This window comes from Chryseobacterium daecheongense (assembly GCF_003729955.1).
In the GTDB taxonomy this organism is placed as follows: Bacteria; Bacteroidota; Bacteroidia; order Flavobacteriales; family Weeksellaceae; genus Chryseobacterium; species Chryseobacterium daecheongense.
The window spans coordinates 1,746,808-1,761,057 of sequence record NZ_RJTX01000001.1; the positions used below are offsets into that span (position 1 = coordinate 1,746,808).

The window sequence follows — 14,250 nt, forward strand, 5'->3', positions numbered from 1 at the left end:
AAGTTTTTTTATAATTATAGATTAAGTTGGCTCCAAGTATATGTACTACCCGCAGTTCTTACACAACCAAAGAAAGAACCTGTAGTGGAATTGATAAGAAAATATTTAATTGATCCTTCTTCTGCAGCACCACATGGCTGTGATTGTGGAGTAGTTGTTACTGCTGTTGGCAAATATTTAATTGAATTCTGTATGAATAAATCCGAGTTTCCAGTTAAGGCCGTTGCAGCAGGTACATTGATGGCAACCTGGGTTTTAGCAGTAATGGATGTAGGGTTTGCAGTTGCCTCCGATCCATAAAAATAATGTGTGCTATTAGCATAGGTCGTAGAATTGGTTTTTGCTGTCATCCCGTTATACCCGATAATCATTGAATTATTTGTACTTACATTATTTTCTTTACCAAAGGCAAAGGTGTTTGAAGATGTTGTCCCAGAAACTTTATTTGTAACCCCAAAAAGGAAAGCGGCACCTGAACCCAACCCAAATGTTGAGGCTTCATTTGCAAAACCAATTGCAAGCGATTGTGTTCCGGATGTCAATTTATTATCCCTTCCTATGGCATAACCTCCTACAGTTACGCTATTTGTATGACCTATTGCAACTGCAGCCGTACCTATACCAGGAGCTTTAACCGCATTAGTTGAACCTAATGCAATGCTTGTCCCATTATTCGTAGGATCAATACTATTAGATACCCCCCAAGTAAAGGAAGATAAGTTTTCTCCCCCGCCGGTTAAAGTTCCATTAGTGTCTAAAATACCATGTACCTTAGTATTAGTAACCACAGCTAAATTTTGATTTGAGGTTGTCCCAATAAAGTTATTATTCGGTGCAGTACCTAAAGCTGTGCTAGACGCTGTAGTGTTATTATTTCCTGTTATTTGCCAGTCGGCAGTTGCTGCCGCAGGGGTTGTAGGTGCCCAGTTGGTTCCATTAAATGTTAAAACCTGATTGGCTGTTGGAGCCGTATTACTTATTGCAGTTCCTTGTAACTGGTTTGCATTCCAAAGTGGAGCGGTATTATTGACCGTTAAACTGATATCACTTCCTCCCACTACAGAGCTTGTTATTCCTCCTGATAATACGAATGCATCAGTTGCACCCGATGCACTTGTACCTTCCGCAATATTATTTCTGTCAATTCCAATAGTGGTTGCTCCACTTGCTGTAGAAGCTGTTATTGGAGAAGTTCCAGTAATACTTGTAATACCAGCCGCAGATGCTGTCTGCCAAGTTCCCACTCCATTCGCATCTGAAGTCAAAACTTTGTTAGCACCTTGTGAACCGTCTACCAGCTGAAATCCATTTCCTGATGATGACACAATATGAAGCTTAGCATTGGGATTAGGAACACTGATTCCTACATTTCCATTATTAAGCACTGTGACCATCTCAGTATTGGAAGAATTATTAATTTCCAATGCTTTGGTTGCGGCTGTATTTCCCTTCGTCACAACGTCCATCATAGCACTTGGCGTTGGAGTATTAATACCAACTTGTGCGTATGCCAGACACCCGCAAAAGGATAAGGCCGCCACCGTAAATAATTTGTTTTTCATTTGTAATGATATTTGTTGTTTTTTGTGTGTTTTTTTATTTTGAAATGTGTTTTGTTTAAAAAAGTATTGATGAAATGGCCATCAACTCTTAGCCAAATGATGATAAGAGTTAACCATTTTCATGAGTATTCATCATATAAGAAGTAGCTGTCCAATATTCATCCGGACAGTATCATTACTTTTAAATTTTTGCAAGCATTTGCTGTTTGAAACAGCAAAAGAATTCAGTTTTTCTTTCCCTACTGATGTGTTTAATCTTTCCGAAGCCAGAGCCATCCAAATTTGAAGAATAGCTACAAAGAAGCTTTGGAAAAGAAGGTAATTTCTTTTCAATCTAGTGTGTGTTTTTTCAGGTGCAAATATAGTATTATTTTCAAATAAATGTCATTTTTTTTGAATAAAAAATATTAAATTAAATAAAACACATAATTACTATTTACCACATTGTTTATTTTTTTACCAATTATTCAATTATAATTATATATACATAGTCATATTCCAAAAATATACAAATACCTTTATGAACAACTCACCATGTATTGAGGTACAAAAACAAAAAAAGCCTGAGCAAAATGCTCAGGCTTATTATTTTAGAGTTAAATTGAATTATTTCAATTCTACTTCAGCACCAGCTTCTTCTAATTGCTTCTTAAGAGCTTCTGCTTCGTCTTTAGATACACCAGTTTTGATTGGAGCTGGAGCACCGTCTACGATATCTTTAGCTTCTTTAAGACCAGCACCAGTTAAATCTTTTACTAATTTAACGATAGCTAATTTAGAAGCACCTGCAGACTTAAGAATTACGTCGAATTCAGTCTTTTCTTCAGCAGCATCACCTCCTGCAGCTCCACCTGCAACTACTACAGCAGCAGCAGCTGGCTCAATTCCGTACTCATCCTTAAGGATAGCAGCTAATTCATTTACGTCTTTTACTGTTAAGTTTACTAGCGTTTCAGCTAAATTTTTTAAATCTGACATTGTTGTAATGTTTTTGTTGATTATTTATTTAATTTTTTGAGTGTAATTATTCAGCAGCTGGCGTTTCGTCAGTGCTTTCTGCAGCAGGAGCTTCCGGAGCTTCAGCAGCAGGAGTTTCTTCCACAGCAGGTGCAGCTTCTTCAGCTTTAGCTTCTACTGTTTCAGGTTTGTTTTGAAGAGCAGAAACAACTCTCTGGATTGGAGACTGAAGTAATCCGATAATTTCACCGATCATTTCTTCTCTAGACTTGATGTTAGCCAACGCGTCTAGGTTATTGTCACCAACGTAGAAAGTTTCCTGAAGGTAAGCAGACTTCAAAGCTGGCTTCTCTTCTTTCTTTCTGAACCCTTGGATTAATTTTGCAGGAGCATTTGCAGTTTCAGAGATCAAGATCGCTGAATTCCCTTTGAAAGTTGGGAACATCTCAGAGTAATCTACTCCTTCGATTTGCTCCATTGCTTTTTGTAAAAGGGTATTTTTCACCACTTTTACTTTGATATTTTGTTTGAAAGCTTGTCTTCTGAAATCTGAAGATTTAGCAGCGTTCAATCCTTCTAGATCTGCTACGTATACTACTTTTGCATCCTGAAGCAAGTCTTTGATCTCTTGTATTGCTACAACTTTTTGGTCTTTTGTCATTGTCTTAAGGATTTAATATTAGTTAACAGATTTAGTATCGATTGCAATACCTGGGCTCATTGTAGAAGACAGGTAGATGCTTTTTACGTAAGTTCCTTTAGCAGCAGTCGGCTTCATTTTGATCAATGTCTGGATTAATTCCTGAGCATTTTCTTTCAATTTAGCAGCATCAAAAGATACTTTTCCAATTCCTGCGTGAACGATACCATATTTATCTACTTTGAAATCGATTTTACCAGACTTCACTTCAGAAACAGCTTTACCGATCTCCATAGTTACAGTACCTGATTTAGGGTTTGGCATTAAACCTCTTGGTCCTAAAACTCTACCTAAAGGTCCTAATTTACCCATTACAGCAGGCATAGTAACGATAACGTCTACATCTGTCCAACCGTTTTTGATTTTATCTAAATACTCGTCAAGACCTACATAGTCTGCACCAGCTTCTTTAGCTTCAGCTTCTTTATCCGGTGTTACAAGAGCTAATACTTTAACATCTTTACCAGTTCCGTGAGGAAGAGATACTACACCTCTTACCATTTGGTTCGCTTTTCTTGGATCTACTCCTAGTCTTACAGCGATATCTACAGAAGCATCAAATTTTGCAGTGTTAACTTCTTTTACAAGAGCTGAACCTTCTTCAAGGTTATAAATTCTACCTTTTTCTACTTTGCTTAAAGCTTCTTTTTGCTTTTTTGTTAATTTTGCCATTTCTTTAAGTTTTAAGCGTTAAAAGTTGGTTTAGTTCCTGTTACTCTTAATCCCATAGATCTTGCAGTACCTGCAACCATAGAAACAGCTGAATCCATTGTAAAGCAGTTAAGGTCTGCCATTTTATCCTCAGCGATTTTCTTTACCTGATCCCAAGATACAGAACCTACTTTGTTTCTGTTTGGTTCACCGGAACCTCCCTTGATCTTAGCCGCATCCATTAACTGGATTGCTGCAGGTGGAGTTTTAATAACGAATTCAAAAGATTTGTCTTCGTATACTGTAATTACTACAGGTAAAACTTGCCCTGGCTTGTCCTGAGTTCTTCCGTTAAATTGCTTACAAAACTCCATGATGTTTACACCTGCAGAACCTAATGCCGGACCTACTGGCGGAGACGGGTTTGCTGCCCCTCCTTTCACCTGAAGCTTTACCATTTTAAAGACTTTCTTAGCCATTTTTTGTTTTTTAAGTTTGAATAATTAATGAGTTTGGAAGCATTATTATTCAGCAGGTTATCCATTCTCACATTAGATAAACCTACTTTTCGGACTGCAAAAGTATAAAATATTTTTGAAATAGCAAATGGAATGTGTTGATTTTTAGAAAGATTTCATAATAAAACTTTTTACATAAATTTATAACAAACAAAATATTATGAAATTCAAATTTTTATTTTTTGGTATATTTTTTATACTCTTCTCCCTTGTCAGGGCACAAAATGAGTTCATCACTGTCTGGAAACCTAGCAATACCGGCTTTATTCCCAGTCAAAGCACTGCTAATCAGATTTATTTCCCGGGAATAGGCGACAACTATACTATTTATTGGGAGGAAGTTGGCTATCCTTCTCATAACGGAACATTATCAAATGTAACAACCGTTCTTAATGTTCCTCTTTTAATTGATTTTGGAACACCATTGAATCCTGTAGCCAATAATGCAACTTACACTGTAAAAGTAAGCCAGGGAAATGGCAATTTTAACCGTATTTGTTTTTATGCGCCCAATATGTTCTATCGTGGAGACAGCCATAAAATCATTAATATAGCTCAATGGGGAGATGTTCACTGGTCAAGCATGGAGAGAGCCTTTAATTACTGTACAGAGATGGATGTCACGGCCACAGATATTCCCGACCTTTCTAATCTTTCTACACTGGCTGGAATGCTTGCCGGATGTTATAACATGATAGGAAACCCTTCTATTAATAATTGGGACACTTCTAATGTAACCAATTTATCAGAATGTTTCAATTTTGCCACCAAATTCAATCAGCCAATCAGCAATTGGGATATTTCTAATGTAACTGATATTTCCTATATGTTTGGAAACGCTTATTTATTTAATCAGCCTATTGGAAACTGGAATACTTCTCATGTCACAAATATGGCCGGCGTTTTTCTTGGAGCACTTGTCTTCAATCAACCACTTGCCAATTGGGATACTTCAAAGGCGACCAATATGAGTCAATTATTTTCCAATGCCGAATTATTTGATCAGCCCATAGGGAATTGGGATACTTCCAAAGTAACCAACATGGCCAATCTGTTTCATGGCATTAAAATGTTCAACCAGCCTATTGCAAGCTGGGATATTTCTAAAGTTACCAGTATCGCTTACATGTTTAGTGGAGCTCATCAATTCAACCAACCTATTGAAAACTGGGATACTTCTAGTGTAACAGATATGAGAGGGGTGTTCAGGGAAAATAAAGCCTTTAACCTGCCTATAGCAAACTGGAACACTTCCCTGGTCACCAATATGCTTGATATGTTTGCTTCATCAGAAAAATTCAATCAGCCCATAGGAAACTGGGACACTTCAAAAGTTACGGATATGGCTTATATGTTTTATGAAGCAAGGGCATTTAACCAGCCTATTGGAAACTGGGATACTTCAAAGGTGATCAATATGTTATATATGTTCACGGGAGCTCAGATGTTCAATCAGCCTCTCGGAAACTGGGACACTTCAAAAGTAACGGATATGCGTCATATGTTTAAAAATGCTCCTAAATTCAATCAGGATTTAGGTACATGGAATTTATCCCTTGTAACACAGATGGACAATATGCTGGATTCCTCTGGCATGAAGTGTAACAATTATAATTCCACTTTATATGGCTGGGCAAACAATTCTTCTACTCCCAATAATTTAATTTTAGGAGCTTCCGGCTTGAAATATTCCACGGCACAGGCTATTGCCGCAAGAAATATACTATCTAATACTAAAGGTTGGTTCATTGTTAATGATATTTATGATCCTGAATGTGACGTATTAGCCACTTCGGAAGTCCATAAGAAGAATTTGAAGTTTTATCCTAATCCTGTAAAAAATACCTTATACTTTTCTGAAGATTTACAAAACATTGAAATTTATTCTATGGATGGAAAACTACTGAAAAGAAACACAAAAGCAAATCACATGGATATTCCGGAACTATTGAAGGGAATTTATATTTTAAAAGCGACTGATCTTTCAGGAAATCTTATATCTGAAAAAATTATTAAAGAATAAGATCTAATGATATCCGAAAATAAAAGACCACTTGATAAGTGGTCTTTTTACGTAAATAAATCCTGAACTATTTCTTGATGAAATTTTCAGTTCTGGTTTTATTTTTTGTTTTTATCTCTAAAATATAAGCTCCGGATGGAATATTTCTAATATCAAGTTGTTTAACATTCTTTTCAAAATTTATTATTTTTTGTCCAGAATTACTATAAACTGAAATTGATGTGATCTCATCATTTGTTTGTATATTAATAAAATCTCCAGCAGGATTAGGATAAATTTTAAATGATAAATCCGTTAAGCTTTCGTCTTTAAGGTTTTTGGCTTCTGCCTTATTCATTGTTTTGCTTAGAATTTCATTCTCTAGTGGTATTAAATCTCTTTTAATTAATTTTAGCATTACCCCTTCTCCTGGTAAAAGTTCAGGAATAGTAATTGTTGTTGTATTGGTAACCGTATTAAATAATTTAGGTATTGTACCGAAGGAATTATTAGGAGAAATGTACGAGTCTACTCTTGGAGAAATATATGATCTAAAATATTGCCCTCCAAAACTTAATGTAGTAGAAAATGCACTGGTCGTTATATCTTTATTTACAACCCAAATATAATATTCCGTATCTGTAGAAATTGCTCCGGCTTTTTGATATAATGATAAGAGGATATTATCGTTGTTCACATCTTTAATGACCCCGGTGTTATTTGAAGCAACCAGTTCATCGCTCCCAAACGGACGCCCTAGATTCATATAAGTATCACTTTTATGTAATGTAGCAATGTGCTCCGAAGTCATTATAACCGGACCTATAACTTCTTTTAAATATCTATTGACCTTCTGAACAGAGGAGTAAGTGGATGGATATTCATCAATTCCATTTACATAGGACCAATACACTAAGCCTTTTGCTCCATAAGCAATTGCACTTGATGTAATAAATTTAAGCTTAGGCTCATAAGGTGCAGTAGTAAAGTTTCCAAATATTCCATTGTGAGATTGAACCACAAACCAAAAAGGCCTATTATTACCTAAGTTATCTTTAAATACTTTCATATTATAAAAAAAGTCTGTCTTAAAAGGTTCATTATTCTTTAAAGGATAGTGGTCAAAGGACACAAAGTCAGTTTCGTTGGCATTGATATATGTATTCAAATAATTTTCATATTCAGCGTCATTCTGTGGCACGTCCCAGTATCTGGGAAATAGATTATAATAAAGTGGATTTTCTGGAAAATTCAGCTTAAAAAAGTCAGTCCATTTTTTAACATTATCATAGTCAACGACTCGCGGTTCATCACCTAAAAAAATCCCCATGACTGCTTGATCTAAACCCGTAGGCAGATCATTCTTAAAACGGCTTAGCAATTCTTGTTTATATGCTGGCAATCCATCAGGATTCTGATAGCTTGCAATATTATATCCTGATAAAAAAACCTTCAAAGAACTTTTTTTGGCTAATTCTAAATAAGCATATATTTTAGCATAATTATTACTACTAAACATAATATCGGGAGCTACCAAAAAGTCAACATATGCATCTTTAACTTTTTGAAACTTAATAAGGTCATTATAATAATATGAAAGTGTAGGACCAAGTAAATAATTATAATCTGTATAATTTCCAAGAAGAAGATTATAATCCCAACCTCCTAAACCTGTTATAGACTCGTCTACCAACCAACTCCCTGTAGAAAGTGATATTACACTCAGATCACTTTTATTATCATGATCATAATCAGCTGGAACTGGGTAATAATCTGCACCTCCATATTGATCGTAAATTTGAATGAAATTACCGAACCCATCTCCAGCATAATCAATTTTCCACTTCTCTCCTTCTTTTACTGCTATATCTGCAAAACCATCTCCATCATAATCTGCAGGTACAGGGATTGTATCAGCTAGCCAATTTGTAGATATTATTTCTTCCCAACCCCCAAATCCAGAATTTGGCGCACTAATAACAGCATAATCAATAAGCCATTCTCCATTATCTCTTTTCACAGCAAGATCTGTAATACCATCATTATTGTAATCAGCAGGAACCGGACGTGCTTCATGTCCGCCATATTGAGTTAAGTCAATATCCCAAGATCCAAAGCCATTATATGCCAAATCAATTCGCCATTGTCCACTATCAGTTTTCACAGCTATATCCGTCATATCATCATCATCATAATATCCGGGGACAGGTATTGCATCACTACCCCCATAATTAAAGTTAATAAGAGGCGCCCAACCTCCAAATCCATCGATCGCATAATCAATTAACCATAATCCTGAATCCGTTTTTACTGCAAGATCCAATTTGCCATCCCCATCATAATCTCCAGGAACAGGTATTGCATCATCACCCCCATATTCAGGATAGCTTGCATCCCAAGAACCAAAGCCATTATTTGGACTATTAGGATTAGAGTCAGCATAATCGATAAGCCAATATCCTCCAGAAGTTTTCACACTCATGTCTGCGTAACCATCATTATTATAATCTGCCGGCACGGCTCTAAAATTGGCTTTCATAGACGGGGGAGCAAGTACTCCGATTTGAAAAGTATTTGTCTGACTAAACGATATATTAAAAAATATAACGAATATTATTAGATAAAAACATTTAATTTGCAGATAAGTATTTCTCATGGGTTAGAATTTATTTTAATATCTAATATAGCAATAATGCATTTTAAATTAAAAAATAAATATATAATGACCATTTTTTATGAGTTTAGTATATCCATACTTGTTCTACCTGTATATAGCCCAGTACCATTGTGATCCGTACCGAAAATAAGTATAGAAAATTCAATTTCTTAAAACCACATTTAAGAATAAAAAAGAGAGTACAGTTTGTACTCTCTTTTTTAACATACGTTCTTTTTTATGACTTCTTAATAATCATTGTAGAATGCATAAGCCTGAAATGAAGATCCTGCAAAGGCACCACCTTGAACACAACTGGAAGCCGTTGCAAAATCAAAACAGGTTCCTAATAACTCAATACTGTGTGTCCCGGCACCTAATAAAGTGATATAACTTCCAGTATTATAAAATATCCCGGTAATATTGGTTCCAGATGCCGTATTATTAGTATAAGTATTTGTAGACCTTACTACATTCGTTCCATCTACATTCAGATGGGTTCTCAATATTTTTAATCTACCATCCGAAGGTGCCGAAGCCAATGTTACAGGTACTGAAAAATTAATAACCACAAATGCGGGTTTTGTTAAAGTAATGGACTGATTACTTATGCTTACAGGGGTAGGAGTTCCCGTACCACCTGCATTTACTGAAGGTAATGTGGTTAGATTAAATAATTGCACCATCTGCTGATTGAGATGGTTTTTTTTGACATAATCCACATTTCCATTCGCATCGGAAATCAAAACATTATCATACGAAACGTTTGAAGACTGATCAGTTTGTGTTCTTACTCTTAATGTTCCATTAACATCTATAGTTCTGGAAGGGGATGTTGTGTTAATCCCTACCTGCGCATGAAGACATACGCTAAAAAGCGAAATAATAATAATTTTTCTCATAATTGTTTTTTGTTTTGGGTTAAAGTTAATATAATATCCCAAATGACAAAAAAAAATTCGCTACCTAACGTAAGAAATAGGTAAATATTTTAAAAAATAAAAAAATAATACATCTAACTAAAAGATTTAACTTTCAAAATATTTTTTATTGGTCAAAATCATTAAAATCAAACATATATTATGTCAAAAATAACATTATGTTCATTAGAAAGTAAGTTTCTTTTTGAAATTCCTAATAACAGGGGGAAATAACAAAAAAAGACTGCTTGAAGCAGTCTTTTTTTATATTGTAAAAGTAAAGATTAAATTTTCTCTACCTGCATATAGCTAAGTTCCATTGGAGTTTTTCTACCGAAGATCAGTACAGAAACTTCAATCTTCTTCTTATCTTCAAGGATTTTTTCTACTGTTCCGTTGAATCCGTTGAATGGTCCGTCAATTACTTTAACGTTTTCACCTACTACATAAGGGATTTCAACATCAGTAGCAAATTCTGAAAGCTCATCCATTCTTCCCAACATTCTGTTCACTTCAGATTTTCTCATTGGTACAGGATCACCACCTTTTGTTAAGCTCAAGAAAGAGATAACTCCAGGGATATTCTTGATAATATGAGGAATCTCACCCATCAGATCAGCTTCGATCATCAGGTAACCAGGATAATAAGGTCTTTCCTTAGGAACTTTTTTACCGTTTCTAAGTTGGATAACCTTTTCCATAGGAATAACCACTTGAGTAACGTACTGCTCAAACCCTAAACGTTTGATTTCTGTCTCAATATAGTTTTTCACTTTATTTTCCTGTCCGCTGATTGCTTTCAGCACATACCATTTCAATTCGCTCATTATGGGAAAATACTTTTTTAGTTGAACACGTTGATTAGCATTCCTATTATGTTGCTGATTGCTTTAGAAAACAATTCATCAACTCCAAAGGTAAATAACGCAAGGATAACAGTTGCAATGGTTACAACGATAGTAGATGACTGTAAATCGCTCCACTTTGGCCATTCAACTTTATGTCTGAATTCGTTATAAGAACCTTTTAAAAAATCGATAAATGAACTCATAATTTATATTTGCACGGGCACAAGGATTCGAACCCTGATCAACGGTTTTGGAGACCGGTATCCTACCATTGGACGATGCCCGTAGATTAAAAAGTTCCGTAAGCTTCCTTACGGAACTTTTATTTATACTAAATGATTAGTCTAAGATTTCAGTAACCTGACCAGCACCAACTGTTCTACCTCCTTCTCTGATCGCAAATCTAAGACCTACGTTAAGAGCGATTGGTTGTAACAATTCTACAGTGATTGTTAAGTTATCACCAGGCATTACCATTTCTACACCTTCTGGTAAGAAGATCTCACCTGTAACGTCAGTAGTTCTTACGTAGAACTGAGGACGGTATTTGTTGTGGAATGGAGTGTGACGTCCACCTTCTTCTTTAGAAAGGATATAAACCTCAGCTTTGAATTTTTTGTGTGGAGTTACAGATCCAGCTTTAGCGATTACCATACCTCTCTTGATGTCAGTTTTTTCAATACCTCTCAACAATAGACCTACGTTATCACCAGCTTCACCTCTATCTAGGATTTTTCTAAACATCTCAACCCCAGTTACAGTAGAAGTTAACTTCTCATCACCCATACCTACGATGTCTACAGCATCACCAGTATTGATAACTCCAGCCTCGATTCTACCAGTTGCTACAGTACCTCTACCTGTAATAGAGAATACGTCTTCGATTGGCATCAAGAATGGCTTATCCTGATCTCTTACTGGTTGCTCGATCCAAGTATCAACAGCATCCATTAATTCTTCTACAGTTTTAACCCACTTCTCATCTCCGTTAAGAGCACCAAGAGCAGATCCCTGGATTACTGGAGAGTTATCTCCATCATATTCGTAAGTAGATAATAAATCTCTAAGTTCAAGCTCAACAAGCTCTAATAATTCAGCATCATCCACCATATCCACTTTGTTCATGAAAACAACGATTCTTGGTACATTTACCTGACGGCAAAGTAGGATGTGCTCTCTAGTTTGAGGCATTGGTCCATCAGTTGCAGCACATACTAAGATAGCTCCATCCATCTGAGCAGCACCAGTTACCATGTTCTTTACATAGTCGGCGTGACCTGGACAGTCAACGTGTGCATAGTGACGTTTTTCAGTTTCGTACTCAATGTGAGCTGTATTAATAGTGATACCTCTTTCTTTTTCTTCTGGAGCAGAGTCAATAGAAGAGAAGTCTTTTTTCTCAGCAAGACCCTTGTTAGCTAATACGCTACTGATTGCAGCAGTAAGAGTAGTTTTACCATGGTCAACGTGACCAATAGTACCAATGTTCAAGTGTGGTTTGTTACGATTAAACGTTTCCTTTGCCATGATTTAAAATTATTTATTTATTGTTTATTCAAAATTTCGGTTTGCAAATATAGCGATTTTTTAAATATGAAAACCTTTTTATTAAAAAAAGTTTTCATATTCAAAATCCAAAGAATTACAAACTCATATTTCTCTGTATTGAGATTGCAAATTTACACAAATTTCTCAATTGAAAAAATCCTAAAAAGGTATTTCCTAAAAAACTCTGCATTTTATATAAATTATCTGCTATTAGGAATAAAGAAGACCTCTTTTTCTTATCCTATTCAGGAAAAAAGTTATTGTAAATCCAAGACAGATAAACTCTCGTATATTCTTTTAATCAACCTAAAAAATAAACATTATGAAAAAGTTTTTACGAGCCTTATTCGCAGTGATAATATTAGGAACTTCTTTATCCTGTGATGATTCAGAAGATGTCAACATGCCTGAAAATACCATTCAGGGGCCAGATCTTGTGGTATATGGCGTTACACCCGCCAATGAGCTGGTTTCTTTCAATGCAAAAAAACCGGACATGTTCTTATCAAAAAGTGCTATAACCGGAGTTGCTTCCGGAGAGCAAATTTTAAGTATCGATTTCAGACCTTCTACAGGCGAGCTCTATGCTTTGTCCAGTGCAAGCAAGTTATATGTCATTAATACTTCTTCTTCATCAGCAAGAGCAATCGGAACCGCTGCATTTACACCTGCTTTATCAGGAGCCATTGCCTCTATTGATTTTAACCCAACTGTAGACAGAATAAGATTAGTAAGCAATACAGGGCAAAACCTCCGTCTCCATCCTGAAACCGGAGCAACAGCCGCCACAGATATGGCTATTAATGGGTCGGGAACACCTTCCATTACAGGTATTGCCTATACCAACAGTAAAGCAGGGGCATCTTCAACAATTTTGTATGATATTGATGTTGCTTCAGGAAAACTGTTCAAACAGGATCCACCTAATAATGGAACTTTAGTGGAAGTAGGCAGCTTGGGGATTACCTTGAGCGGACAGGCAGCGTTTGACATTAATCCCAATAATAGTGTTGCTTTATTAGGAGCAGGCAATAATTTATATTTAGTTGATATCAACAACGGAAAAGCCGGTCTTATAGGTTCACTTCAGGAGCCCATCCGAGATTTGGCAATTCCAACAGAGCCCGTAGCTTACGCGGTGGATTCCTCCAATAATTTACAGATCTTTAATCCTGAAAACCCGAGCCCTATTTCGAAAGCTATTGCCGGGCTTCAGTCAGGAGAAAATATCCTTGGTATAGATTTCCGTCCTCTGAACGGGCAATTATATGCGCTGGGAAGCTCAAGCAGGCTTTACACCATCAATCTTGCTACCGGAGCGGCTACAGCAGTAAACACCACTCCATTCTCAACGATGCTTCAGGGAACTGATTTCGCCTTTGACTTCAACCCTACCGTTGACAGGATAAGAGTGGTAAGCAATACAGGGCAAAATCTACGCATCAATCCGAATGATGCCACCATTGTCGCTGTAGACGGAAATATTAACCCAGGTACTCCTGCCGTAAGTGCAGCTGCTTACACTAATAATTTTGCAGGAGCTACGGCAACGGTTTTATTTGTTATAGATCATAATAGTGATAAACTTTATCAACAAAACCCGCCTAATAATGGAACTCTAACAGAAACAGGATCTTTAGGCATCGACATAAGCAGTGCCAATGGATTCGATATAGGTAGTAAAAGTCAGAAAGCTTATTTAATGGCAACTGTAAATGGTACTACAAAAATATATACAGTAAATACCTCAACGGGAGCTGTAACATCTCTTTCCAATTTCCCTAATGCAGTAAAAGCTTTTTCCATAGGATTAGGATTTTAGCTCGTAATGCGATTTCAATAGGTAGAAGCCCGGGGCAAATAAGTTCCGGGCTTCATTCATTAAAAA

Annotated in this window: 12 protein-coding genes and 1 tRNA gene; 2 read left to right on the top strand and 11 right to left on the bottom strand. The window is 36.1% G+C overall.

Annotated elements, in window-relative coordinates; genetic code table 11:
* Positions 1–14 precede the first annotated feature (14 nt).
* From EGI05_RS08130 to rplK, 5 genes are all read right to left on the bottom strand, one after another.
* On the bottom strand, positions 15–1,562 hold the full coding sequence (locus tag EGI05_RS08130; protein WP_123262511.1) for a hypothetical protein: 1,548 nt from the start codon (positions 1,560–1,562) through the stop codon (positions 15–17).
* A 606-nt stretch (positions 1,563–2,168) separates the two neighbouring features.
* The gene (gene rplL / locus EGI05_RS08140; RefSeq protein ID WP_123262513.1) at positions 2,169–2,540 is read right to left on the bottom strand and encodes a 50S ribosomal protein L7/L12; all 372 of its coding nucleotides are present in this window, start codon (positions 2,538–2,540) and stop codon (positions 2,169–2,171) included.
* A gap of 46 nt (positions 2,541–2,586) precedes the next feature.
* Positions 2,587–3,180: a 50S ribosomal protein L10 gene (gene rplJ / locus EGI05_RS08145; protein WP_123262514.1), complete on the bottom strand. Its 594-nt coding sequence runs from the start codon at positions 3,178–3,180 to the stop codon at positions 2,587–2,589.
* Positions 3,181–3,198: 18 nt separating this feature from the next.
* Positions 3,199–3,891 (bottom strand): 50S ribosomal protein L1, encoded by a 693-nt coding sequence (rplA, locus tag EGI05_RS08150; RefSeq protein ID WP_123262515.1) that lies wholly within the window; start codon positions 3,889–3,891, stop codon positions 3,199–3,201.
* 11 nt (positions 3,892–3,902) lie between these two features.
* Positions 3,903–4,349, bottom strand: a complete 447-nt coding sequence (rplK, locus tag EGI05_RS08155) for a 50S ribosomal protein L11 (protein ID WP_027375531.1) — start codon at positions 4,347–4,349, stop codon at positions 3,903–3,905.
* A 199-nt stretch (positions 4,350–4,548) separates the two neighbouring features.
* Between rplK and EGI05_RS08160 the strand changes: the two genes are divergently transcribed.
* Positions 4,549–6,411, top strand: coding sequence for a BspA family leucine-rich repeat surface protein (locus tag EGI05_RS08160; RefSeq protein WP_123262516.1), 1,863 nt, complete (start codon positions 4,549–4,551; stop codon positions 6,409–6,411).
* Between the two features lie 67 nt (positions 6,412–6,478).
* On the opposite strand, the gene EGI05_RS08165 is transcribed toward EGI05_RS08160, so the two are convergent.
* The 6 genes from EGI05_RS08165 to tuf form a co-directional block, all read right to left on the bottom strand.
* Positions 6,479–9,046 (bottom strand): T9SS type A sorting domain-containing protein, encoded by a 2,568-nt coding sequence (locus EGI05_RS08165; protein ID WP_123262517.1) that lies wholly within the window; start codon positions 9,044–9,046, stop codon positions 6,479–6,481.
* A gap of 248 nt (positions 9,047–9,294) precedes the next feature.
* The gene (locus tag EGI05_RS08170) at positions 9,295–9,948 is read right to left on the bottom strand and encodes a hypothetical protein (RefSeq protein WP_134197500.1); all 654 of its coding nucleotides are present in this window, start codon (positions 9,946–9,948) and stop codon (positions 9,295–9,297) included.
* Between the two features lie 302 nt (positions 9,949–10,250).
* The gene (nusG, locus tag EGI05_RS08175) at positions 10,251–10,793 is read right to left on the bottom strand and encodes a transcription termination/antitermination protein NusG (RefSeq protein ID WP_121459911.1); all 543 of its coding nucleotides are present in this window, start codon (positions 10,791–10,793) and stop codon (positions 10,251–10,253) included.
* Positions 10,794–10,810: 17 nt separating this feature from the next.
* Positions 10,811–11,017, bottom strand: coding sequence for a preprotein translocase subunit SecE (gene secE, locus EGI05_RS08180; protein WP_121459910.1), 207 nt, complete (start codon positions 11,015–11,017; stop codon positions 10,811–10,813).
* 12 nt (positions 11,018–11,029) lie between these two features.
* Positions 11,030–11,100, bottom strand: a tRNA-Trp gene (locus tag EGI05_RS08185).
* 53 nt (positions 11,101–11,153) lie between these two features.
* Positions 11,154–12,341: an elongation factor Tu gene (tuf, locus tag EGI05_RS08190; protein ID WP_121459909.1), complete on the bottom strand. Its 1,188-nt coding sequence runs from the start codon at positions 12,339–12,341 to the stop codon at positions 11,154–11,156.
* 343 nt (positions 12,342–12,684) lie between these two features.
* Between tuf and EGI05_RS08195 the strand changes: the two genes are divergently transcribed.
* Positions 12,685–14,184 (top strand): DUF4394 domain-containing protein, encoded by a 1,500-nt coding sequence (locus tag EGI05_RS08195; protein ID WP_123262519.1) that lies wholly within the window; start codon positions 12,685–12,687, stop codon positions 14,182–14,184.
* Positions 14,185–14,250: the final 66 nt, after the last annotated feature.

Excerpts from the sequence above, each read along its gene's own strand:
- EGI05_RS08165 (WP_123262517.1), bottom strand. The coding sequence starts at position 9,046 with ATGAGAAATACTTATCTGCAAATTAAATGTTTTTATCTAATAATATTC.
- rplK (WP_027375531.1), bottom strand. The coding sequence starts at position 4,349 with ATGGCTAAGAAAGTCTTTAAAATGGTAAAGCTTCAGGTGAAAGGAGGG.
- rplJ (WP_123262514.1), bottom strand. The coding sequence starts at position 3,180 with ATGACAAAAGACCAAAAAGTTGTAGCAATACAAGAGATCAAAGACTTG.
- rplL (WP_123262513.1), bottom strand. The coding sequence starts at position 2,540 with ATGTCAGATTTAAAAAATTTAGCTGAAACGCTAGTAAACTTAACAGTA.
- secE (WP_121459910.1), bottom strand. The coding sequence starts at position 11,017 with ATGAGTTCATTTATCGATTTTTTAAAAGGTTCTTATAACGAATTCAGA.
- tuf (WP_121459909.1), bottom strand. The coding sequence starts at position 12,341 with ATGGCAAAGGAAACGTTTAATCGTAACAAACCACACTTGAACATTGGT.
- nusG (WP_121459911.1), bottom strand. The coding sequence starts at position 10,793 with ATGAGCGAATTGAAATGGTATGTGCTGAAAGCAATCAGCGGACAGGAA.
- EGI05_RS08130 (WP_123262511.1), bottom strand. The coding sequence starts at position 1,562 with ATGAAAAACAAATTATTTACGGTGGCGGCCTTATCCTTTTGCGGGTGT.
- EGI05_RS08170 (WP_134197500.1), bottom strand. The coding sequence starts at position 9,948 with ATGAGAAAAATTATTATTATTTCGCTTTTTAGCGTATGTCTTCATGCG.
- EGI05_RS08195 (WP_123262519.1), top strand. The coding sequence starts at position 12,685 with ATGAAAAAGTTTTTACGAGCCTTATTCGCAGTGATAATATTAGGAACT.
- EGI05_RS08160 (WP_123262516.1), top strand. The coding sequence starts at position 4,549 with ATGAAATTCAAATTTTTATTTTTTGGTATATTTTTTATACTCTTCTCC.
- rplA (WP_123262515.1), bottom strand. The coding sequence starts at position 3,891 with ATGGCAAAATTAACAAAAAAGCAAAAAGAAGCTTTAAGCAAAGTAGAA.